This is a genomic window from Rhizobium sp. 05L429, assembly GCF_056397645.1.
The window spans coordinates 22389-45056 of record NZ_JBFTNV010000041.1 but is presented as its reverse complement, the minus strand read 5'-3'; the positions used below and the strand labels follow the sequence as shown (position 1 = coordinate 45056).

Here is a 22668-nt window from a genome sequence, read left to right as displayed (position 1 = left end):
TACGTGCCAGTGACCGCGCGACTTCCCCCCGGTAGGGGGTGGATGGGATCCATGTTGCAGCAATTCGCTTCTGGCTATACACGCGTTGCCCTCCATCTCGTTATCGTCGTCTATTCGACTGTTCGACAGTCTTCTTAGGGGTGCTTGACCATTTGGTTATATGGTTGGTGGAAAGATCGATCATAGTCTCTCCATAGAGTTTGCAGTTGGCCTCCTCATCGTCTGTGGCGTAAGCGCGTGACCCTTGTTTGAACAGCGCCGTCTCCGCCCAAAGCATGACCTGCTGTTGACGGTCCACTCTGTACAGCGCCTCGGGCGATGACGTTGCGAATAATGAATTGGCTGCACCGACAGCAGCGCTTAGCACAACAACAGCCCAGCCAAAGATCGGATCGCCATGTGACAAAACTGTTGCCGCTCCGCCGGCGCTGGTGAGCGTCATGGCAATCGTTATCAATGGCTTTAGATAGAACACGGCAAATCGACCTGTGTCCGCAAACCCCTGCGATCTAGCTATTAATCGTTCGCCCCAACGAAGGTATTCCTGTTTTGTCAATGTTGTTGGAGGCAAAGGGAATTCGTCAGCATTCTTAAATAACCGCATAGATTGCTCCCCTATCGGCTCTGCACTCGATGCTAGCCGGGTATGTGGTTTGTCTCAATAGGCCAAGCCCTTGTGAGTCTGTCCCTAAGTCGTAGAAAGAGTCTCACATAAGTACAATTGACATTTTGAGACTAATTGTATCTCATGGTCATCAACTCTTGTGAGACTCTGAGGACGCTACGATGCCAGCAGTGATGATAGGTTACGCCCGCACATCCACCACCGACCAGAAGGCGGGACTAGAAGCTCAGCTCCGCGACCTACAAGCGGCGCGGTGCACAAAGATATTCCAAGAGCAGCTTTCCTCTGTGGCGAACGAAAGACCCCAGCTTGAGCGTGCGCTTGAGTTTGTCCGTGAGGGGGACGTGCTGGTGGTCACGAAGCTGGACCGTCTTGCTCGCTCGGTGGCGGACCTCGTGGCCATCACGGAGAAGCTGAAAGCAAAGGGCGTCGAGTTGCGTATCCTCGCCCTTAATCTGGACACCTCCACACCTACCGGCAAGCTGATGCTCAATCTGCTGGGGTCTATCGCGGAGTTTGAACGAGAGCTGATGTTAGAGCGGCAGCGGGAAGGCATCGCCAAAGCCAAAGCCGAAGGAAAATACAAGGGGAGAGCACCCACGGCTCGCAATCAGGCGGACATCGTGTTGAGCATGAAGGCTGAGGGAAAGAAGGTCGCGGACATCCAGTCTGCGTTGGGCATCAGCCGTGCGAGTGTGTTCAGGATTTTGAAGGAAGGGCTTGCCTAAGGGGCCTTCTCTTCCATGCGCCGGATGCACATTGGTTGTTCCATGCATGCTGAAAGGGCGGCTTCATATCGGCGACCTTTATCAGTTCGGGGCAAATCGAATTCAGAATACTTGTAGCCGCCCCAGAGGCCTGCCGCCAGAATGATCGGGTATGCGTAGATTGCGATGGTTCGCCTGAAGCGCTGGCCTTTCCCTACGTTAAGCCCGGAATTTAACGCACCCAGCAAAACTACGAAAGAAATCAGTAGGCCGAGGAGGAAGCCCTTGGGATGCTGTGAAAGCTCAGGAACCACCATAATGGCGATTTTGCCCAGCGTTACGACACCGTAGTACGCCGCAGCCCCTGTCACAATGTAGCGGGCCAGCAGCTCGAATAGTTCCCTAATAGGTTCTTGCCCCGCGTCGATCTTGGTGCGGTTAACTTGCGGCAGCGTCGTCTCGGTGGACTCCATATCGATTTCCCTTGAGGCCTTTGCCTGCGGTTCGCCCCCGCAAGCTTGCCTCCATGACCCCTTGATCGGGGAGTTAGAAAACCGAGTCCAGTCGGTCCCTGAGGCCTTTAGTTCGGTGAACCTGGACATACGCCACAGGCTCCCCGACCTAGAGAAGGTCAAGGATCGGTCATCCCTTCCGGTGGGGACCAAACCGCTGGACTCGGAGTTTCTATGCCCCGGAGCGCCGCGTCTGCGCTCAAGCGATTTCATATCACTCGGCGGAATCCTCCCGCAACAGAAATAGCAAAATATTCTCTTCATCGTATTTTCGAGACTGCTCATGAATTAGCTCTGGTAAGTATTTCCATGTCCTCCTGAGGACATCTGCCCAGAATATTTGGTGATATATTCCTTTGAACGGCTGAGAAACGAGATCTATATTTGGGGAGCGGCAGAAACAGAGGAAAGAATGGAAGAAATCGAACTGTATATAGCGGCTGGTGAAGCCGAACGACCTAGCTCGTACGATGGTCATCGAAGATGTTCGTATTGTGCTATCCTCAAAAGAGGAGATGAGCTGCGCACATTTTGGGGGCTTGCGAGAGTCAAAGACCCTACTTCGCTTTTTGCTTTGGCCATCAATCACGCTTTAAGCCATTGTTTGCCAGACGACCTCGAAGCGGGTCCTTGGCCAAAAGTTACTGTTTTTGTGAAGAGTCCAAAGTTCTGGGAGCGCATTGATCAGGCGTCGCGCCGAGAATCTCACGAGCCTAAAAAGATGGCCGATCAAAGCGAAGCTTGGAAACGCACCGCGACCCTCCGAGCTTTGTTCGAGATCTCACCAGCGCGCGTGCCGGAAACGTCCGAAGAGGAGCAGCTATTCCAGAAGGCAACCGCCCTGCAAAAAAGGTATACAAAAAAAGCGCTGTTGGAGGTGCCGGTGGATTTTACCGGATTGTGGGCGGATGGTGAGCTCGATCCCGGAGCGGTCCAGTGAGAGCCCGCAAGGCATTGCCGCTTGTTATGCCTGAAGCTAGCAATCAGCAGAGATGTACTGTTCCGGGCTGTTGTCGACTTGCCGAGGCATCACAAGGCAATGGGATGGCAGGTTTTCACTGCCGCTACCACGTCCAAAGGAAGTCTCGACACGGTTCCCATTGGCACGCGACCTACAAGGCGTCCGAGTTGTTGCCTTACGTTAAGAGCGCGGAACGGTGGATTAAGGAACACCGAGAGGCCTCGACCTATCGGGGGACATACTGGGAGCTGGAGCACTTCATGGCCGGGCTCGGACGCGTGGACCCTGCGATGAACTTACGGGGCCAGTCGGCGGAATACCGCGCTCGGATCGCCTTTGCGCGTCTGAGGGCGGCGGAAATTCCCACAAGGCGGCTCATTGCCATCTATGTCGGGGTTGCAGCCCTGATTGAGGATGATTTCGGCAGTCATCGGACCCGAGAGTTCCGCATCGTGCAAGCTGCGAAGGCTGTCCATAGGCTAGCCAGCGGCACCMACCGCAAGTGGGACGTCTGGGACCCCCGAACGGGCGGCACCCGCGAGGCCGAGCTTCACGCCTATCCTCGCTCATCAGGCCACGTTCTGAGGAAGATCGGGGAGACGCTGGCGAGGGCATGCGACGAGCTAGCCCGCGCTGTGGTGCCCGAGGTGATCGCTATGCGGACGCAGCACTTTGGACCCCATCCATCTCATCCGCCTGTCGCTCAGGCGTCCTAACCAAAATTGAAAGTCCTCACCACCGTTTGATCTCCTTGCGGGGGTGGGGACGCACATGTGGAGCTTTATCTTGCTTCCCCAGAAATCGGCAGCCACGAAGGCGTTGCCCTATGTTCTCCACTATGATGCATGGTTGACCGCTGGTTACGGTCGGCTCGTTGCATTGGCCGAATGCGTCTTTGAAATGCTTGCGCCTCCGATCATCACGCCCGGAAGGAAACCCAGAGCCGACGCGGCGGAGCGTCGGAAGCTTTGCTCTGTGACGCTCGTAGCAAACCTTGTGATGGTCGCTGTAAGCCCCGTTCGCTACGCGGGTCTGGCGGTGCCACTGAGGAACGGTAAGCTCAGCCGATACGACCGGAAAGATTTCAACGCTGATGTTCTCAGGCTTGTGATTGAGGAGGCTGAAAACGCGGGCCTGGTTTCAGTCCAAGAGGCTGTCTTTAAGGAGCGTCGGACAGTCGTCGCCCCGACGTCGCGCTTCCGGCAGCTCGTTGCCGCTCACGGGGTATCGCTTGCCGATATCCATCACCTGGAAGGCCGAGAGACAATCGAGCTATGGGCGGGAAGTAGAAGAAGCGGACATAAGACGCCAATTGACTATGTGGACTGCAGAGAGGCGGAYGCCCTGCGAGCCCAGATGGCAGAGATCAACGGGGTCCTCAACAGAGCCGATATCCGCCTTGGTGGTGAACAAACCGGCCCCAGCCACCTCGTGCGAAAGTTCCGTATAGATCAGCCCGAAGATGCTCGTATGTTCGACCGCCATGGCAGGCTCTACAGTGGCTTTTGGGAGGATCTCCCTAGGGATCAGCGCTATCTGTTAACGATTGGCGGTGAGTCAGTGGTAGACCTAGATTTCGGCTCCATGTTCATTCAGCTCGCTTACTGCCGCCAAGGAATAGTGCCCCCTACCGGCGACCTTTACGCAGTCCCCGGGCTGGAGGACCACCGAAAGGCCGTCAAATCGCTCATGGTCTCGCTTTTCTTCCGAAACGCGGCGGCGCGGCGGTTGCCTGTCGGCAGCAAGGAGGCGCTCCCTCTGGGGTGGACTATGGAGAGGTTCAAAGCCGCTGCGTACGCTCGCCATCCTGCAATCGCTTCCCTTTTCGATACCAATGCGGGATTTGAATTGATGGCGGTAGAAAGCGAAATTCTTGTCGGCATTCTCCTTGAACTTGGCTCAAAGGGCGTCGCCGCCTTGCCAATGCACGATGGTATCATGGTGGCAGTCAGCCAGAGGGAATTTGCCATCGCGACAATGCAGAATGTCAGCGCCGCCAAGGTGGGCCGGTCACTGCCGGTGGTCGAAAAGCCGATCCATAGGCCGCCGCGAAATAACTCCCCCCTATGGAGCTCTAGGACTGGCTCAGAGGGAATAGACCTTACTGAGTGAGACCCCATCATCACCTTTGCTTAGAGGGGGCTAGAAGCCTGCTTAGAGCAACCTAGCAGGCGTATCTCAAAGTGACTGACCTTGAAGCAGCCTCTATGCAACATGATGGGGCTGCCTTCTGGAGAAGGATGATCGATGGACAATTCACCTCCAATGCAATGCCTCAAAGCCATTCTTTGCGTTCGGTAGCAGGAGACTTAAAGTTCAGTCCAATAGGTGCTGCCGGTGAAAGGTGATGGGGTCTAGTAACAGCGGTGTCTTTCGCCAGCTTGCAGGCGCAACCCCAGTGTGCCACGCTTCTAAGACCCGCAACCCACGCCATCATGGTCACAGATTGAGTCGCCCCAACTTTTCCCTACAAAAAATCCACKAGATGTCGAAGGGCATCGAGCGGAGCCTCAGCAGGCTGAGAGCTTCAAACCTCAATGAACGGCAGCAGATGCCCATGACATATATCCCGGAAGCAGTATCTGTCTTTGTGGATTTCGAGACGAAGGGCGTGCTGMATGGCATCGGGATCAATCCATCGATCGTGAATAAACTTACGAACATTGACGCAAAGCTAAGGGGCCCTGTGATGATCGCCGTATTGTCCCATGCCCGAGGCTATCTCCGAAAATTGGAGAGTGAGCACGTTGGTGACGGAGCGCCTCAAGATTATGAGGCCAATCAGGATAGTCTGACCCAAGAGCTTGCCGACGCACATCCACCCCCGCCAATTCAGGTTTGGACAGAACAATGGGTCTACGTGAAGCGTGGATCACGCGCAAAGGAGATCATCGCTGATGTCTCCGACCTGCTTGACGAAGCTGTGCTTCTAGCCAAGGCCACAAACTTGCCTGAAGAACAGGCCGCCTTGACTGCCATTGAGCGTGCCCAGCTCATTGCCATCCTAGAGACGACGCTAGCGGTATTGAAGGCTCCGATGGTCGAGACCGGGCTTTTGAAGAAGACCGCCAGCCTCGCCAAAGAGGTCGCCCAAAGTACAGCAAAAACGAAGACCGAAGAGGCGCTTGGTATTGGTCTTGAGCACATCGCCAAGAGAATTTTAGAGCTCATCGCGAGTTTGATGTAGTTTTGAACCGTGAGCGGCTACGAGTGGGGAACGGTGATGGGGTCTATGGTTCACAAGAAACTGCTATTGGCCTTGGCCTCGCTGTTTGTCGTCGGCGCACCACGAGCCTACGCCTGTGATCAACCCATCGTCCTGTCCAACTGGAAGTCATGCGCGGTGGGGCCTCTGAGCGAAGCCGGTGGCGATGCCGATTGGAAAGCCGTCCCGAAGTGGACTCGAAGCAAAGACCTCAGGCCGTGGTTCATGGACGATCCCCGCCTGCTCGCCAATCACGGCTTGTGTAACGCCAAGTTCCATCGGGTCGTGCTCTGTGCGCCGGGATGGCAGGAGAGCGACGATAAGGATGCTTGCTGGTACGCGATCTGCAACGGCTATCAGGCGTCTTTGAGGGATTGGCGTGGCGACGATACTTGCCTTGTTGTGAGCTAGACAACCTTTGCGTTTGCTGATCAATTTCTCTTCATGCCCGCCCCATTGATTCTCACCACTGATCTCGGCACACAGCTCAATGCGAAGGTTGAGATGCATGACCTTGGGCTGATTCTCCACGGTCGCAGCGGGAAAGACCGGAACCGTGACTACCGAGCGGCACTCGAATTGCTGTTGTCACGTCTGGATGGCGCAAGAATTGATTATCGAATCTACCTTGACAGCCTGCCGGTTCAGGGGATCAATCTTGCTGAACGCGAACTTTCCTTTGATCGCCGGTCGTCAGTAGCAATGCGGTTCGATGAACTGGTGCGCGAAATGAATAAAGGCAGCTCCAGCCATGGTGCGTGGCGACGGCTTCTGATTGCTACTTCTGGCACCAATCCAGCGGAAATGAGGGCAGTCATTGAGGCTAAGCGCGGTGTTACTCGCCTGCCTGCGATTGACCTCAGAAAGGTCACAGCAACCCACATTCACAACGCTGTAAAGAAGCTTCTTAACGGCGAGGACGCTTCAAACTTCGCGCAGTCCCGCGACTACGATGCACTGACTGATGACGGGACCCCACTTGCGCCGAAAAAAGTCTTCGGTCTGGCCTTAGAGGAGGCCCTTGGTATCGAGGCTTTCCCCCAACATTTTAGCGCCGGATGGGGGCAAATCTGTTTTGAGTTGCTCGAAGATGCGGGTCTCTGGATTACTCCCAAAAAAGATGGTGTTGCGCGTCCCAAGCCAAGTCAAACGGATGTCGAGATACAGCTGGGCGGTTTTGCCCCCACTGAAGAGGAGCGAAGCTGGATTGAAGGTAATCCGAAGATCGTCGCTCATCTAAGACGTGAAAGGCATCCTGGTCTCGCTAAGCAAAAACGAGATGAGTTTATCGCGAAGCACGGGCGGCTCTTTTGTGAGGACTGCAAGCTCGATCCCCTCAAACTCTATGGCGAGGAGGTGGGGTCCGCGTGCATTGAGGTGCACCATCATCGAACTCATGTAGCGGATATGGGGCCTGGTCACAAAACCACGATGGAAGACTTGAAGTGCTTATGCGCGAACTGTCACCGCGTGCTGCACCGCAAGCTAGCTCTAGGGCTAACAATCCGTTTGTGACCACGCCACCACATTCTTGCTTTAGTCGTCTGGAACGGCGGTCTCGCACAAGAGTTCAATAGGTGGTCTGAGGCTCCGAGAGATAAAATATGTCCGCCACCTCGCCGAGAGTCTGGTTGCAGCGCCACGCGTCGGCTACAGGGGTCGCGTCGTTTTCAAGCCGGCTTCCTGGTGCAAGAGCCATTGGAATGCCCCCATAATCACTATGCACCTTATCCAACCCCAGCTTATAGACGGCTATGTGGTTGATTGCTGCTCCAACGAAAATGGCATAAACGCCGGGTCGCGTATTGGTTTGCCATTGGGCAAGGCTTAAAGGCTGAGCTGCTCCTTTCGCCATTTCCGGTGAACTCAGACGCCCCAGTAATATGAGAGCCGCTCGGTACTGACGCACAAAGATCGATTCAGCAGCCAACTTGGCGTTGGGGCCGATAAGGTTGGTGCCGGGATGGGTCGGCTTAGCGCCAAAGTCCCCAAACTCCTCGTATGCATCAAGGTTCGCAAGAAATCTGGAGAATGTTTGGTGCCGTAGCGTCCGCAATATTGAATCAAATTGAGCGACTAAATTCGCATGAGTTGAAGGCCTTGCGGCGAGAACAGAGTGCGTGCCGGGTTTTGACGCGACGAGAGATCCATTGGATTCTGAGACTGGTGCAGGAAATCCAGCCATGCCTACGCCAAGGTCCAGCAATTGAGGATTCAGGTCAGTAATTCTTGCATGAAGCGGTGACACTACTCTTGTCTTTTGGACTTGCTGAGGTGCCGGGCGTAGTTCGAAGTGAAGTTGATAGGTAAGTGTATCGACTGGTTGCACGGTCGACCTCAGAATTGCTCCATACGAGTCGCTGAGAGGGTCAATATCCCGTAGGCGGACTTCCCAACTCCCGTCTGGCAAGCCAACAGGATTAAATTCTTCTCTTCCCTCTAAGACCGATGTTAAGTCGCTTCGATTTTGATCTGCTTCGCCAAGCGAAAAAGTATATCGAAAGACCCTATTGGAATCGGTACTTAGATGGTCTCCTCCGGCAATATATTCAACACGGCTACCGGAAGCCGTAATACCATATCCACCTGAAGGCTGGCTACAACGATATACTTCTATTCGATTATATCGGCCTCCGTTTGTGCGGTCTGTAACGTCAAGTTGAGAGACGTTTCCATCATTGCACACTGAAATCTGTGTTTGTTGCAACCCCATTTCGGCCTCCCAAGGGTTAAATCGGATTTTGGCAACTTCAGATGCGCAATAACCAATCGCGAGTTGCCTTGTAAATTACAATACACRCAACCGATGATGACAGTATAGCTACCCAAGTTGAGTACACACCTTGATCTCAAACTATCCTTCATCGCCTATAGGACGTATTACTGGAGATGGCATCTTGGGTAACTGCACCGCTTCAATACACTTCCGCGCCTGCTCAAGAAGCGGTCCCCCGGAGTACACCCCAAAGGTCATCCCTTGGCGCTTGTGGCCAACCACTACAGCGATTGTGCTTTCAATTTGCCCCGCCTGCTCGGCCTTGGTGATGAACCAGCGGCGAAAGCTATGGAAGTTTACAAGGCCTCTGCGCTTGCCCTCGCGCCTGTCCTCGACGCCAACGCTGCGACGATACTCCGTGAACTCGTTGGAAGTCTTGAAGGAGCGTTCCCGCAGGGAGTTGGATTTCTTCACGCCCGGCCATTCGGGGAAAATATCGTCCTCAGGTGCTTTGCCTTTTTTCCTCCGCTCAACGATTTCGATAAGGTCAGAGTGGATAGGGCAGAGACGTGGTCCCGGTTCTTTCTTTTGGGGCTTGAAGACGAACACGCCATCATCTCGGCAATCCTTCACCTTGAGGCACACGATCGCATCCAAGCGGGCACCGGAAAGGGCAGCTATTCGCATCAGGTCGTCCATTGCGGGCTCGGCGGGACCTTTCAGCAAAGTCTTCACTTCATCGTCGGTAAATGGGCGTTCCTTCTGATCGGTGGTCTGTTGTGGCTCGCGCAAGCGCCGCCCTTGCCAGATATTGGACTCGACCTCGTGCCGGTTCTCAAGCCAGGTCCAATAGACGGAAAGGCGGCTCACGTATTTGTTGAGGGTGACAGGGGTAAGATTGGCAGTGACGCTCGGAAGCTCATCGCAAAATCGAACGGCTTCCTTCTTGGTCATTGCCTGCAAATAAGGTGGTACGCCTGCTCTGTCGCACCAATCCTTTAAGAGCTTTATCGCTCGCTTGTCGTCCGCCAGCGTACGAGCCTTGACGTGCGACATCGCCAGGAACTTCTCATGATGGAGGTCGATTGGTGTTCTGTCCCCACGCGCTAACTGAGAGAAATCCTTAGCGAGGCGTAAGCGCTCGGGGTCGAAAATCTCGTGGCCGCCCTCGTCGGTGGCAATGGGCTGGCCTGCGAGCGATTCTGCCTGCCAGTCGATCTCCTCATCAATCTCGTCTCGCCGCTCCGGATCGAACGCACCCTTGCGCTGCTCGGCAAATCGAATGGCCTGCTGCATAGCCCGCTCTCTGCTTATTGATCGGGCGGCTTCCAACGTGAGCGATGGATTTTCCGCGTGCGCGATGGTTGCTTTGAGGTCGGCGATAACATCCCACTTGAGCCGGTTTGCCTCCTTAAGGCTGTCTGTCCCCAGTGACCTCTTCAACTTAGTCCCGAGTTGCCCATGCAGCTTTTTCGGCACGTTCACGACAACGCGCCACTGGGTACCATGGTGTTCCAAAAACATGCGATCAGATGAGAGGGCCAAGAAAGCCTCCAAGTACCCAAGAAAGTACCCATATCTAGTCCCGCAGACATCTGAATTTCAATAAGTTTTTGGCATCGCAGAGAAATTTTTCGATCCAGGTTGTCTCCCGCTTAGCTCCACCAAACTTCTCCGAATACATTTTAATGGGCATTTCAGGTCAGCATAACTGACATTTGTCAGCGATTGCTCAGTTGTCGGTTTGCCAACAGCTAAAAACGGGTTTTCATATCTGTCGTCGAAGCCTGCCGATTCGACGCTTCMCGGACGCGAACCATGACACGAGCAAGACGCCGCCGCATCATCAGAACCCGCAGGACTACAACCGGGCTGGCGTTGGTTGGCTCGATCTCCTTTCTGGCTGGAATGACGGATGCGACTGGCCTGCTTCTGACCGGCGACTTCGTTTCCTTCATGACCGGCAATACGACACGGGCGGCCCTTGCGCTGAGCAGTGGCGACGTCAGGCATGCCGCAGTGCTTGTGTCGGCCATCATCGTCTTCGTGCTGGGAAATGCCGCCGGCATCGTCGTCGCTCACCGCGCCGTGCGGCGTATCTTCGTGGTGCTCTGCTGCGTCAGCCTCATGCTGGCGCTCGCCTCGATGATGACGCTGCAGGATCTGCTGATGCCACGCTTCTACTTGATCGTGCTTGCCATGGGCATGGTAAATGCCGCGGTCGAGCATATAGAGGGCCTGCCGATCGGTCTGACCTATGTGACCGGCGCGCTCTCGCGCTTCGGCCGCGGCATAGGTCGCTGGATCATCGGCGACCGGCGTCTCGACTGGACGATCCAGGTCGTGCCATGGGGCGGCATGGTGCTCGGCGCCATCAGCGGAGCTCTCATAACGCATCATGTGGGCGCGCAGGCGCTGTGGCTGGTTTCCGTTTTCGCAATGGCGCTGGCGATTGCGGCCCTGTTCATTCCCCGCCCGCTGCAGCGGCGGTTCAATCAAAAGATCGCAACTCCCCAACCGCATCCGGCGCGCGCCAGGTAACGGCAATCATTGCGATCGCTCTCGAATCGGGTAGGAAGGCCAGACGCTACCTGGCGAGGAGTTGAACGTGTTCGTATTTTCCAAGCTCGTCTGGATCTTTGGCCAGCCTCTGTCGCTGGCTTTTTTCTGCGCTCTGCTGCCCTGATCGCCGGGTTATTGCGTTGGCGTATTTTCAGTGCACTCGGCGCAGCGGGGGCGGTCATCCTCCTTTTCGTCACGCTCTTTACGACATCAGGCAACTATCTGCTGCAGGGGCTGGAGGAACGTTTCCCGAAGCCGGGCAGCGATCCTGACGACGTCAAATGCATGATCGTGCTCGGCGGCGCATTTGAGAACGACGTGAATACCGCTCGTCACGGGATCGAGTTCGCCGATGGTGCGGACCGCTTTATCGAAGCACTACGTTTGGCGCAGAAATATCCGCAATCCCGCATCCTGGTGTCGGGTGGCGACGGGTCGCTCTCTGGAACTTATGAAGGGGACGCGGCCGCTTCCAAACGCTTCTTCCCGATCTTCGGCATCGGCAAAGAGCGTCTCGTCGAGGAAACGCAGTCGCGTACGACCTACGAAAACGCTGTTAACACCAGGGAATTCCTGGCGCAGCAGGGCCTCTCGAATTGCCTGCTGATCACCTCGGCCTTCCACATGCCGCGCTCGGTTGGCCTCTTCCGCAAACTCGGCATCGCTATCGTGCCTTGGCCAACGGATTATCGCACGACCGGCAATGTCAGCCTCGGCCTGGATTTTACCCAGCCGAGCTTGAACGCCCAAAACTTCGGGACCGCCCTTCGCGAATGGTACGGCCTCGTCGGTTACTACCTCGCTGGCCGCAACACGCTGCTCTTTCCGAGCTGAGGACTATTTCTTGGAAATGGTAACGAACTTCGTACCGCGTACGCGGGTGGTGACTATGCACGGGTCGCCGCCGGTACGGTCGCAGAAGCGCGGGCTCATTTTCATGGCGAGCACCATGTTGCCGAAGCGCTGCACGAAGTCGTAGCCGAAGATCTGCGCGGTCGCGATCATGAAGTAGCCGCCTTCAGCCACCTGCAGATAGAAATTATAGGTGCAACCGTCTTCATTGCACTGCGGACCCTTCTGGCCGTCGCAGGTGAGTTCCCCCTCGTTAATGACGACATCCATGAGCCCGTCATTATTGATATCCTGGCGGATCAGGAAGCCGTCACCGAAGGATGCTTCCGTGCACTTTTCCTGGAAATGCTTCTTCTCGTAGATCTCCGGGTCGGAGATCAGCGATTGCTGTGCAAAGGCCGCAACCGGCATGACCAGCAGCAAAATGACGTTCAGGAGTACGGGCAGCAGCTTCACGGCTTTCCTCTTATGGATAAAGGCTCTCTGGCCTTCCATTCTGTATGCGCCGCCTTGCGCCGCCCTTGCCGCAATGATTCAGTGTGCCTCGTTCCGCCGGTCTGGAGGCCTCAATGTCATTGCTCGTCTATCTCGATTACGCCGGCATTGCCCTCTTTGCCGCAACCGGCGCGCTGGCGGCCTCGCGCAAGCAGCTCGACCTGATCGGTTTCCTGTTTTTCGCGATCGTCACGGGGACGGGCGGCGGCACCGTGCGCGATATCATTCTCGGCCGCGTGCCGGTCTTCTGGGTCTTGAACCCTTTCTATATCGTCATCTGCTGTATTGCGGGTGTCGTCGTCTTCTTTACCGCCCATCTCCTGGAATCGCGCTATCGCCTCCTGATCTGGCTCGATGCGGTCGGTCTTGCCGCCTATTGCGTGCTCGGCGCCGCCAAGGGGCTGGCCGCCACCGGCTCGCCGACGATCGCCATTGTCACCGGTGCGCTCACGGCAACCTTTGGCGGCATCCTGCGTGATCTCCTGGCAAATGAACCGTCCGTGCTGCTGCGCCCGGAAATCTACGTGACGGCGGCCCTGGTGGGGTCTGGCGTCTTTACCGGCGTCAATGCGCTTGGCGCCGAGCTCTACATCGCATCGGCCTGCGGGGTCGCGGCAGCCTTCGCGGTGCGCGGCGGCGCCCTGTGGTTCGGCTGGACATTCCCGACCTACAAGCACATGCCCGGCCGGCATCCTGACGATGTGATGTGAAAATCAGCTCTGCTTCTGCCGTAGACGGATCACCACGTCGACATGGGCGATTTCCATGCCCTCGGGCGGCGACGGCAGATTGGCGATGGTCAGATTGCTGATCGGAATATCGAGCACCTCGTTTTCGCCTTCGACGAAAAAGTGATGGTGATCGGAGACATTGGTGTCGAAATAGGTCCTGGCGCTCTCGACGGCGAGAACCCGGATCAGGCCGGCTTCCGTGAACTGGTGAAGCGTATTGTAGACCGTCGCGAGCGAAACCGGCACGCCGGCAGTAACCGCTTCCTCGTGCAGTTCTTCGACGGTCAAGTGCCGGTCGCCCTTGGCAAACAGGAGATCGCCAAGCGCAACGCGCTGGCGGGTGGGACGCAGGCCTGCACTGCGCAGCCTGACCTCAATGGCGATCGGGGCTTCACCCGTCATTAACACCAACTCCGGTTATTCTGGCGAAAAGCAATCATGTTTGTTCAAGCGATATAACTTTTGCGCAAAAGCCTTTCAATAGTTCAATGGGGACAAGAACCTTCGAAAGGCCGCAAAAACGGGCTTTTGACGCAATTAGGTCTGGTCGAGGCCTTGGCCTTCCTGTATGCGACCACCAAATACTGGCTCAAGCCGGGTCCGGAACCAAGAAATGAAGCTGCCATGCTTGCGCTTCATTTTCTGGTGAACTTGGACTAAAGACACACATCCATCGCCAAGAACGCGGGGGGAAACAGAGATTTATGACGACCGGACAGTCCAGCTACTCGTATGAAGAACTTATCGCCTGCGCACATGGCAAGCTCTTCGGGCCTGGCAATGCGCAGCTGCCTTTGCCRCCCATGCTGATGGTTCATCGGATCACGGACATTTCTGAAACAGGTGGCGCCTTCGACAAGGGCTATCTGCGAGCCGAATACGATGTTCGCCCCGACGACTGGTATTTCCCCTGCCACTTCGAAGGCAATCCCATCATGCCGGGCTGCCTCGGCCTTGACGGCATGTGGCAGTTGACCGGTTTCTACCTGGGTTGGCTCGGTGAACCGGGCCGCGGCATGGCGCTTTCGACGGGCGAAGTAAAGTTCAAGGGCATGGTCCGTCCGCATACGAAGCTGATTGAATACGGTATCGACTTCAAGCGTGTCATGCGCGGACGTCTGGTGCTCGGCACCGCCGACGGCTGGCTGAAGGCGGATGGCGAAACCATTTACCAGGCGACCGACCTTCGCGTCGGTCTCTCGAAAGATAAGACGGCCTAAAAACCGCATTTCGAGCGGCTCACGAAACAACAAGGGTTTGAGCAGATGAGACGGGTAGTTGTCACGGGTCTGGGTATCGTGTCTTCGATCGGAAACGACGCGGCCGAAGTCACCGAATCCTTGCGGCAGGCAAAGTCGGGTATTTCCTTCTCCAACGATTTCGCCGAGCACGGCTTCAAGTGCCAGGTCTGGGGCAGCCCCAAGCTCGGCTCGGAGAAACTGGCCGAACTGGTCGACCGCCGCGCCATGCGTTTCCTTTCGCAGGGCGGCGCCTGGAATCATGTGGCCATGAAGCAGGCGATTGCCGATTCCGGCCTGGAAGACAAAGACTACAGCGAAAACGAGCGCGTCGGCATCATCATGGGATCCGGCGGCCCGTCAACGCGCACGCTCATCGAAGCGGCCGAGATCACCGTCAAGAACAACAGCCCGAAGCGTATCGGCCCCTTTGCCGTGCCGAAGGCCATGTCTTCGACCGCATCCGCGACGCTCGCCACCTGGTTCAAGATTCACGGCGTCAACTATTCGATCTCGTCTGCCTGCTCGACCTCTGCGCACTGCATCGGCAACGCCGTGGAAATGATCCAGTGGGGCAAGCAGGACATGATGTTTGCCGGCGGTCATGAAGATCTCGACTGGACGATGTCGAACCTCTTCGACGCCATGGGCGCCATGTCCTCCAAGTACAACGACACGCCGGATACCGCTTCCCGCGCCTACGACGTCAGCCGTGACGGTTTCGTCATCGCCGGCGGCGCTGGTGTGCTCGTCCTCGAGGAACTGGAACATGCCAAGGCGCGCGGTGCCAAGATCTATGCCGAAATCATCGGCTACGGCGCGACCTCCGACGGCTATGACATGGTCGCACCCTCGGGCGAAGGGGCCATTCGCTGCATGCGTCAGGCGCTGGCGACCGTGAAGGGCGATGTCGATTATATCAACACGCACGGCACGTCGACGCCGGTCGGCGACAGCAAGGAAATCGGCGCCATCCGTGAAGTTTTCGGCGACAAGATTCCGCATATTCAGTCCACCAAGTCACTGACGGGCCATTCGCTGGGAGCTGCCGGCGTTCAGGAATCGATCTATTCCCTGCTGATGATGCAGGAAGGCTTCGTCGGCGAAAGCGCGCATATCAAGGAACTCGATCCGGAATTCGAAGGCGTGCCGATCGTCCGCAAACGCATCGACAATGCGAAGATCGACATCGCTCTCTCCAATTCCTTCGGCTTCGGCGGCACCAACGCCACGCTCGTGTTCCAGCGCTATAACGGATAACAATATGACCGGAATCATGCAGGGTAAGCGCGGCCTCATCATGGGCGTCGCAAACAACCATTCTATCGCCTGGGGGATTTCGAAGGCGCTCGCTGCCCAGGGCGCGGAACTGGCTTTCACTTTCCAGGGCGATGCACTCGGCAAGCGCGTCAAGCCGCTTGCCGCCGAAGTCAATTCCGATTTTATTCTACCCTGCGATGTCGAGGATATTGCTTCGGTCGATACGGTCATCGACGCGCTCAAGGAGCGTTGGGGCAAGCTGGATTTCATCGTCCATGCCATCGGCTTTTCCGACAAGAACGAGCTGAAGGGCCTCTACGCCGATACGACGCGCGAGAACTTCAGCCGTACCATGGTTATTTCCTGTTTCTCCTTCACGGAGATCGCCAAGCGCTGCGCTCCGCTGATGGAAGACGGCGGCACCATGCTGACGCTGACCTATAACGGCTCGACGCGCGTCATTCCGAACTACAACGTCATGGGCGTCGCCAAGGCCGCTCTGGAAGCCTCCGTGCGCTATCTGGCGGCGGATTACGGCCAGCGCGGCATCCGCGTCAACGCCATTTCGGCAGGCCCGATCCGCACGCTCGCCGGCGCCGGTATTTCCGATGCCCGCGCCATCCTGTCGTGGAACCAGCGCAATGCGCCGCTGCGCAAGACCGTCACCATCGATCAGGTCGGCAGCTCGGCGCTGTACCTGCTTTCGGATCTCTCGACGGGCGTGACGGGCGAAATCCATTTCGTGGATGCAGGCTACAACATCACCTCCATGCCGACGCTGGAGACGCTGCGCAGGGCAGACGTCGAGTAAGGCGAGCAAGGCTTAAAAAGAAAAGGCGGCCATCGGCCGCCTTTTTTATTTCCGTGCCCACAACACCTTGAAGCGGGCATTGCGGCAGGTTTCGCCGCTATCCTTGAAATGCTCAGCAAGAACCGGTTCATACGGCAGGCCGCGATTGGCCACCAGCATGAGCCGTCCGCCGCCGCGCAGTGAAGAGGCGGCGGTCTTGATCATTGCCTGGCCGAGCGAAGGCTCGGCCGCGTGACCTTCATGGAAGGGCGGGTTCATGATGACGAGATCGTATTTGTCCCGCACCGGCTCGCCCGCCACATCGTGCCAGAAGAAGCGCGTGGGCGCGTGCGGGCAGTTCTCCGCCAGATTGGCCTTGGCGGCCTCCAGGGCCTCGTAACTGGCTTCGTAGAGGTCGAGGCGGGCAAGGTTCGGAGACTTCTGCGCCATTTCAACGGAGAGATAGCCCCAGCCGGCGCCGAAATCAGCCACATCGCCGGTAAAATCGGTCGGCAGGCGTGAGGCGAGAAGCTGCGAACCGGCATCGAGCCGATCATGCGAGAACATGCCAGGCGAGGCAATGAAGCGGCCGTCGACGCGCACCGGCGACTTCCCGAACTTCGAAACGATCTCGCTGACATCGGCCGGCCGGCCGAACCAGAAGGCAACGCCATGATATTTCGGCATATGCTCGGTATCGAGGCCGAAACCTTCCACCCTCTTGCGCAACGGCTGGATACCGTCTTCCTTGCCGCCGGCGACGACGATCAGCCCGCCGGCCTTCACGCGGGAAAGGGCAGCGGCAATATTGGCCTCGTTTTCGCCCTTGTGCTTGTTGCAGAGCACAAGGCCCGCATCATAGGCTTCACCGTCGATCTCCGGCGTTGCCTCGACGCGTTGCGCCAGAAGCTGCCTGTAGAGCGGCTTGAAGCCCTGCACGGCAGCCAGAGACGCGGCAAAGCCCTCGGGCAGTACAAAGCCTGCCTCTGCGCCAAGGAAGAGCACACGCTCGCCTTCGCCGGGCGACGCTACTGTTTCGCTGGCAAAGGGGTGAAAGAGAGTTTTAAGCGTTTCGCTGCTCATGGTCTGGTCCCGTCATCTGGAGCAATTCCAGGGAAAGTGCGCGGCGGTTTTTGATCCGAAGTTGCGCAAAGGTCGAATACAAAAAGGGCGCGGAAACAGTCCCGCGCCCGAATATCAACGGAGAAGGCGCGGCTTATTCGGCCGCTTCATCCTTCTTCTTGTCGCCCTTTTCGGCAGCCGGGATTTCCTGGCCGTTGGCCTGGTCGACAACCTTCATGGACAGGCGAACCTTGCCGCGCTCGTCGAAGCCGAGCAGCTTGACCCAGACCTTGTCGCCTTCCTTGACGACATCCTGTGTCTTCGCGACACGCTCGGAAGCAAGCTGCGAGATGTGTACGAGACCGTCACGGGCGCCGAAGAAGTTGACGAAGGCGCCGAAGTCGGCGGTCTTGACAACAGTACCTTCGTAGATCTGGCCGATTTCCGGCTCGGCAACGATCGAGTGGATCCACTTGCGGGCGGCTTCGATTTCCTTGCCCGAGGAGGAGGCGATCTTGACGGTGCCGTCGTCCTCGATGTTGATCTTCGCGCCCGTCTTTTCGACGATTTCGCGGATGACCTTGCCACCCGAGCCGATGACTTCGCGGATCTTGTCGACCGGAATGTTCATGACTTCGATGCGCGGAGCGAATTCGCCGAGCTGGCCGCGGCTTTCGGTAATGGCCTTCGCCATTTCGCCGAKGATGTGGGCACGACCACCCTGTGCCTGGCCAAGCGCGACCTTCATGATCTCTTCGGTGATACCGGCGATCTTGATGTCCATCTGCAGTGAAGTGATGCCGTCGGCAGTACCCGCTACCTTGAAGTCCATGTCGCCGAGGTGGTCTTCGTCACCCAGAATGTCGGAAAGGACGGCGAAGCGGTCGCCTTCCAGGATCAGGCCCATGGCGATACCGGCAACCGGCTTGGCGAGCGGTACACCTGCATCCATCAGAGCGAGCGAGGTGCCGCAGACGGTAGCCATCGAGGACGAGCCGTTCGACTCGGTGATCTCGGAGACCACGCGCAGCGTGTAAGGGAACTGCTCAGGCGTCGGCAGCATCGGACGGATGGCACGCCATGCGAGCTTGCCATGGCCGATTTCACGGCGACCCGGGGAGCCCATGCGGCCGGTCTCACCAACCGAGTAGGGAGGGAAGTTGTAATGGAGCAGGAAGCGCTCCTTGTACATGCCCGTCAAGGAATCGACATACTGTTCGTCTTCGCCGGTGCCGAGCGTGGCAACGACGATCGCCTGCGTTTCACCGCGGGTGAAGAGTGCCGAACCATGCGTGCGCGGCAGGAGGCCGACTTCCGAAACGATCGGGCGAACGGTCGACAGGTCGCGACCGTCGATGCGGCTTTTGGTGTCGAGGATGTTCCAGCGAACGATCTTGGCCTGCAGGTGCTTGAAGACGGCGCCGATGACTTCGGCAGAGTACTTCGGCTCAACGCCTTCCGGGAAGAAGTGAGCCTTGACCTTTGCCTTGACGGCGTCGACGGCTGCGTAGCGGTCGGCCTTCTGGGTGATCTTGTAGCCTTCGCGCAGTTCAGCTTCGAAATGCTTGAGCATTTCGGCTTCCAACTCGGAGTAGTCCTCCGGCTGGAAATCGCGGGGCTCCTTGGCAGCCACTTCAGCAAGCTTGATGATCGCGTCGAGAACCGGCTGGAAGCCCTTGTGGCCGAACATGACCGCGCCGAGCATGACTTCTTCGTTGAGTTCCTTGGCTTCGGATTCAACCATCAGAACGGCATCGTAGGTACCGGCAACGACGAGGTCCAGGGTCGACTCGTCCATTTCGTCGAGATGCGGGTTCAGAACATATTCGCCGTTGATGTAGCCGACGCGCGCACCGCCGACCGGACCCATGAAGGGAACGCCCGACAGCGTCAGGGCAGCCGAGGTCGCGATCATGGACAGGATGTCCGGATTGTTCTCAAGGTCATGCTGGACGACGGTGACGACGACCTGCGTGTCGTTCTTGTAGCCTTCCGGGAAGAGCGGGCGGATCGGACGGTCGATCAGGCGGGAAACGAGGGTTTCGTTTTCGCTTGGACGTCCCTCGCGCTTGAAGTAGCCGCCGGGGATCTTGCCGGCTGCGTAGGTCTTTTCCTGGTAGTTGACCGTCAGCGGGAAGAAGTCCTGGCCCGGCTTTGGCGCCTTGGCCGAAACGACGGTCGCAAGAACCACGGTTTCGCCATAGGTGGCGAGAACGGCGCCGTCAGCCTGGCGGGCGATCTTGCCGGTTTCGAGCTTGAGAGGGCGGCCGGCCCACTCGATTTCTACGGTATGTGTATCGAACATGTCTTGTCCTTCAATGCAGCCAACGCGCCGTCTCCAACTGGAGCAGCGCAGGGTCGACCGCAATTCAATGTGACGTATCACGGGCAAGACAACGGGAAGCTTTGAACGGCCGATTTCCTCAAGGAAACCGGGCCAAAGCTCTTGTGAAGCCTTGGCCGAAAGCATCCGGCAATCCTGCCCCATGACAGGTCAACGGTTGGTCTGGCAGATCCGGCCCATCCGGGTCCGCCGGTCTTCCATCGCGGGAAATAGTGCGCGGATGGAAGATTTCATCGGGTGCGTMGTCCCGAAATACATCCGGCGGACGCCCGGAAGCGCCCGCCGGAGAATTTTAGCGGCGAATACCCAGGCTGGTGATCAGCTTGGAGTAACGGCCTTCATCCTTCTTCTTGAGATAGTCAAGAAGCGAGCGGCGGGTCGAAACCATCGTCAGCAGGCCACGGCGGGAATGGTTATCCTTCTTGTGGTCCTTGAAATGGTCCGTCAGGTTATTGATGCGTTCTGTCAGGATCGCAACCTGGATTTCCGGAGAACCGGTATCACCTTCAACGGTTGCATATTCCTTGATCAGCGCAGTCTTGCGCTCAGCAGTGATCGACATCGGGGATCCTTTCGTAAGAGGAGACTAGGTCGCCAAAAGCCGGGATGTCGTCCAGCTTTGGCCGTGAATGCAATCGGGGGATACCCCAGACGCTGGCGCTGCCTATAAACCAAATAAGCAGCGATGGAAAGAGGGGGCTTCCGTGGTGGCTGGTCAGCGCCCCGCCATGCAGTCTCGGATCATCGTATCATATCCCGCAGGATCCTGCAGCATGGCGAAATGGCTGGCATCCTTCAGGATGATGAGCTTTGCGCCAGGGATCTGTTTCGCCATCATCTCCGTGTGATCGAGCTTTACAGCCTCGTCATGGTCGCCGATGGCGAGCGTGACGGGTACCGTGATCTTCCCGAGGTCCGCGGCAGTCCAGGTGGGCTGCGTTGCCCACATTTCCGAGATCTGATTGACGAAGGCATCGTACTCGTTCGGGGTCGGCGATAGTTTCTTGTAATATTCGCCGGCGACGTTGATGTAGTCGGCGAACGTCTTGTTGTTCATGACGTCGGCCTTCACGCCGTCGGTCGTGACATTGGCCGCCTGGGCGATGACGCGGGTCAGCTTCTCCGGATTCTTCATCGCCATGTCGATGCCGATGATGCCGCCGTCCGACCAGCCGACCAGCGTAACCTTGCCGATCTTCAGATAGTCGAGAAGTGCCACATAATCCGATGTCATGAGGTCATAGCCGAAGGGCTGCTGGCTGCGCGTCGAACGCCCATGCCCGCGGCTGTCGGCAACGATAACAAGGTGGTCCTTGGCAAAATCGGCGACCTGATGGCCCCAGACATCGGCATTTCCCAAGCCGCCATGGATGAAGAGGATCGGGTCGCCCTCGCCATATTCGGCGAAATACATCTTGATGTCGTTCACATCGGCCATGCCGCTCGTCTTCGGCGTCGGCATGGGCGGGAAGGCCGGCAGTTCAGCCCAGCGCTCGGCAGATTGAGCACTGGCAAMGGCCAGAAAAAATGAAAAGAACGTCAGCATTCCGATTGTAATTCTGCGCATACTCTTCCCCTTTGACGGGCCTTCATGGCCCGCGGGAGAGCATATCGCATGGCTATCGGCTGACAACCGCCGCCATTGTTACGGCGGGGCCAACGGCGGTCAGCCGAAAACGCGCTTGGGCCGGAATTCGCCTTGTCCGATCTCGCCGATCGCAATCAGGCGGCCACGGGCAGTCGCATAGGCCTCGCTTTCGGCAACGGGCGCGTCCCGACCGCGAACCAGGATCGGATTGCCCATCTTCAACCGGTGTGCCTGATCATCGCTGATAACAAGGTGGGGCAGGGCCGACAGCGCTTCGCATGTGTCGATCAGAAGCGCGTCGAGCGCGGCAAGGCGCTCATCCATGTCCTCGATTTCTTCAAGGGCCGTGAGCTTTGCAAGCGGCACCATCGTCTCCTCGGCAAAGGGCGCGACAAAAGTGCGGCGCAGGCCGGAAACATGGCCGTAGCAGCCGAGTTCACGGCCGAAATCGCGGGCCAGCGCCCGCACGTAGGTGCCCTTGCCGCATTCGACCTCGAAATGCGCCGTATTGGCATCCGGGCAAGCGAGAAGTGTCAGGCGGTGAACCTCGACCTCGCGTGAGGGGATCTCGACCGCCTCGCCTTCGCGGGCCAGATCATAGGCGCGTTCGCCGGCGATTTTAATCGCCGAGAACTGCGGCGGAACCTGGCTGATCGTGCCGATATAGGCGGGCAGGATCTCGCGGATCTGCTCTTCGCTTGGGCGCTCCTCCGAGCTCTGCGTAACCTCGCCCTCAAGGTCGTCGGTCGCTCGCTCTTCGCCCCAGCTGACGGTGAATTCGTATATCTTGCGGCCGTCCATCACATAGGGAACGGTCTTGGTGGCATCGCCCAGCGCAATCGGCAGCATGCCGGATGCGAGCGGATCGAGCGTACCAGCATGGCCGCATTTCTGCGCCTTGAAGAGCCATTTGATCTTGGAAACGGCTTCCGTCGAGCCGAAATCCACCRGCTTGTCGAGGATCAGCCAGCCGGAAATCGGGCGGCCCTTGGGTTTACGTGGTCTGGACATCAATCTCTT

At 57.5% G+C, this 22668-nt stretch carries 22 protein-coding genes and 1 pseudogene; 12 read left to right on the top strand and 11 right to left on the bottom strand.

Annotation, left to right across the window (positions count from 1 at the left end; genetic code table 11):
* Positions 1-100 precede the first annotated feature (100 nt).
* On the bottom strand, positions 101-604 hold the full coding sequence (locus tag AC1DNW_RS31090; RefSeq protein WP_477832493.1) for a hypothetical protein: 504 nt from the start codon (positions 602-604) through the stop codon (positions 101-103).
* A gap of 182 nt (positions 605-786) precedes the next feature.
* Between AC1DNW_RS31090 and AC1DNW_RS31085 the strand changes: the two genes are divergently transcribed.
* Positions 787-1353 (top strand): recombinase family protein, encoded by a 567-nt coding sequence (locus AC1DNW_RS31085; protein WP_477855342.1) that lies wholly within the window; start codon positions 787-789, stop codon positions 1351-1353.
* Here the strand turns inward: AC1DNW_RS31085 and AC1DNW_RS31080 are convergent.
* On the bottom strand, positions 1350-1805 hold the full coding sequence (locus AC1DNW_RS31080; protein WP_477855341.1) for a hypothetical protein: 456 nt from the start codon (positions 1803-1805) through the stop codon (positions 1350-1352). The genes AC1DNW_RS31085 and AC1DNW_RS31080 overlap by 4 nt on opposite strands.
* A 451-nt stretch (positions 1806-2256) precedes the next feature.
* Here AC1DNW_RS31080 and AC1DNW_RS31075 point away from each other — a divergent pair, with 451 nt between their 5' ends.
* The 5 genes from AC1DNW_RS31075 to AC1DNW_RS31055 all read left to right on the top strand — a co-directional run bounded on the left by AC1DNW_RS31075 (position 2257) and on the right by AC1DNW_RS31055 (position 7525).
* Positions 2257-2784 (top strand): hypothetical protein, encoded by a 528-nt coding sequence (locus tag AC1DNW_RS31075; RefSeq protein ID WP_477855340.1) that lies wholly within the window; start codon positions 2257-2259, stop codon positions 2782-2784.
* A 792-nt stretch (positions 2785-3576) separates the two neighbouring features.
* Positions 3577-4917: a hypothetical protein gene (locus tag AC1DNW_RS31070; RefSeq protein WP_477855339.1), complete on the top strand. Its 1341-nt coding sequence runs from the start codon at positions 3577-3579 to the stop codon at positions 4915-4917.
* Positions 4918-5362: 445 nt separating this feature from the next.
* Positions 5363-5992 carry a hypothetical protein gene (locus tag AC1DNW_RS31065; RefSeq protein ID WP_477855338.1) on the top strand — a complete coding sequence of 210 codons (630 nt, stop codon included), beginning with the start codon at positions 5363-5365 and terminating at the stop codon, positions 5990-5992.
* 45 nt (positions 5993-6037) lie between these two features.
* Positions 6038-6421, top strand: a complete 384-nt coding sequence (locus AC1DNW_RS31060; RefSeq protein ID WP_477855337.1) for a hypothetical protein — start codon at positions 6038-6040, stop codon at positions 6419-6421.
* Positions 6422-6454: 33 nt separating this feature from the next.
* Complete coding sequence (locus AC1DNW_RS31055; protein WP_477855336.1) at positions 6455-7525, top strand: HNH endonuclease; 1071 nt, start codon at positions 6455-6457, stop codon at positions 7523-7525.
* A 55-nt stretch (positions 7526-7580) separates the two neighbouring features.
* Here AC1DNW_RS31055 and AC1DNW_RS31050 read toward each other — a convergent pair whose 3' ends face one another.
* Positions 7581-8723: a hypothetical protein gene (locus tag AC1DNW_RS31050; RefSeq protein WP_477855335.1), complete on the bottom strand. Its 1143-nt coding sequence runs from the start codon at positions 8721-8723 to the stop codon at positions 7581-7583.
* A gap of 141 nt (positions 8724-8864) precedes the next feature.
* Positions 8865-10271, bottom strand: coding sequence for a DUF6538 domain-containing protein (locus AC1DNW_RS31045; RefSeq protein WP_477855334.1), 1407 nt, complete (start codon positions 10269-10271; stop codon positions 8865-8867).
* 273 nt (positions 10272-10544) lie between these two features.
* On the opposite strand from AC1DNW_RS31045, the gene AC1DNW_RS31040 reads away from it, so the two are divergent.
* On the top strand, positions 10545-11267 hold the full coding sequence (locus AC1DNW_RS31040; protein WP_113298085.1) for a YoaK family protein: 723 nt from the start codon (positions 10545-10547) through the stop codon (positions 11265-11267).
* A gap of 67 nt (positions 11268-11334) precedes the next feature.
* Positions 11335-12122, top strand: a pseudogene (locus AC1DNW_RS31035) (YdcF family protein).
* Between the two features lie 3 nt (positions 12123-12125).
* Here the strand turns inward: AC1DNW_RS31035 and AC1DNW_RS31030 are convergent.
* Positions 12126-12635, bottom strand: a complete 510-nt coding sequence (locus tag AC1DNW_RS31030; RefSeq protein WP_113307165.1) for a hypothetical protein — start codon at positions 12633-12635, stop codon at positions 12126-12128.
* A gap of 74 nt (positions 12636-12709) precedes the next feature.
* Between AC1DNW_RS31030 and AC1DNW_RS31025 the strand changes: the two genes are divergently transcribed.
* Positions 12710-13345: a trimeric intracellular cation channel family protein gene (locus AC1DNW_RS31025; RefSeq protein ID WP_007814141.1), complete on the top strand. Its 636-nt coding sequence runs from the start codon at positions 12710-12712 to the stop codon at positions 13343-13345.
* Between the two features lie 3 nt (positions 13346-13348).
* Here AC1DNW_RS31025 and irrA read toward each other — a convergent pair whose 3' ends face one another.
* Positions 13349-13768, bottom strand: a complete 420-nt coding sequence (gene irrA, locus AC1DNW_RS31020) for an iron response transcriptional regulator IrrA (protein ID WP_113298088.1) — start codon at positions 13766-13768, stop codon at positions 13349-13351.
* Positions 13769-14070: 302 nt separating this feature from the next.
* Between irrA and fabA the strand changes: the two genes are divergently transcribed.
* Genes fabA through fabI form a run of 3 tightly spaced genes read left to right on the top strand, consistent with a single transcriptional unit; the run spans position 14071 to position 16675 of the window.
* A complete protein-coding gene (gene fabA / locus AC1DNW_RS31015; protein WP_113307166.1) occupies positions 14071-14586 on the top strand; it encodes a 3-hydroxyacyl-[acyl-carrier-protein] dehydratase FabA in 516 nt (171 codons plus the stop codon).
* 45 nt (positions 14587-14631) lie between these two features.
* Positions 14632-15864, top strand: coding sequence for a beta-ketoacyl-ACP synthase I (gene fabB, locus AC1DNW_RS31010; RefSeq protein ID WP_113298090.1), 1233 nt, complete (start codon positions 14632-14634; stop codon positions 15862-15864).
* Between the two features lie 4 nt (positions 15865-15868).
* Positions 15869-16675: an enoyl-ACP reductase FabI gene (fabI, locus tag AC1DNW_RS31005; protein ID WP_113307167.1), complete on the top strand. Its 807-nt coding sequence runs from the start codon at positions 15869-15871 to the stop codon at positions 16673-16675.
* Positions 16676-16720: 45 nt separating this feature from the next.
* On the opposite strand, the gene AC1DNW_RS31000 is transcribed toward fabI, so the two are convergent.
* The 5 genes from AC1DNW_RS31000 to truB form a co-directional block, all read right to left on the bottom strand.
* Complete coding sequence (locus AC1DNW_RS31000) at positions 16721-17737, bottom strand: class I SAM-dependent methyltransferase (RefSeq protein WP_113307168.1); 1017 nt, start codon at positions 17735-17737, stop codon at positions 16721-16723.
* Between the two features lie 133 nt (positions 17738-17870).
* On the bottom strand, positions 17871-20021 hold the full coding sequence (gene pnp, locus AC1DNW_RS30995; protein WP_477855333.1) for a polyribonucleotide nucleotidyltransferase: 2151 nt from the start codon (positions 20019-20021) through the stop codon (positions 17871-17873).
* Between the two features lie 331 nt (positions 20022-20352).
* Positions 20353-20622 (bottom strand): 30S ribosomal protein S15, encoded by a 270-nt coding sequence (gene rpsO / locus AC1DNW_RS30990; RefSeq protein ID WP_113298094.1) that lies wholly within the window; start codon positions 20620-20622, stop codon positions 20353-20355.
* Between the two features lie 153 nt (positions 20623-20775).
* Positions 20776-21627 carry an alpha/beta fold hydrolase gene (locus AC1DNW_RS30985; RefSeq protein ID WP_477855332.1) on the bottom strand — a complete coding sequence of 284 codons (852 nt, stop codon included), beginning with the start codon at positions 21625-21627 and terminating at the stop codon, positions 20776-20778.
* A gap of 99 nt (positions 21628-21726) precedes the next feature.
* Positions 21727-22659, bottom strand: coding sequence for a tRNA pseudouridine(55) synthase TruB (truB, locus tag AC1DNW_RS30980; RefSeq protein ID WP_477855331.1), 933 nt, complete (start codon positions 22657-22659; stop codon positions 21727-21729).
* Positions 22660-22668 lie beyond the last annotated feature (9 nt).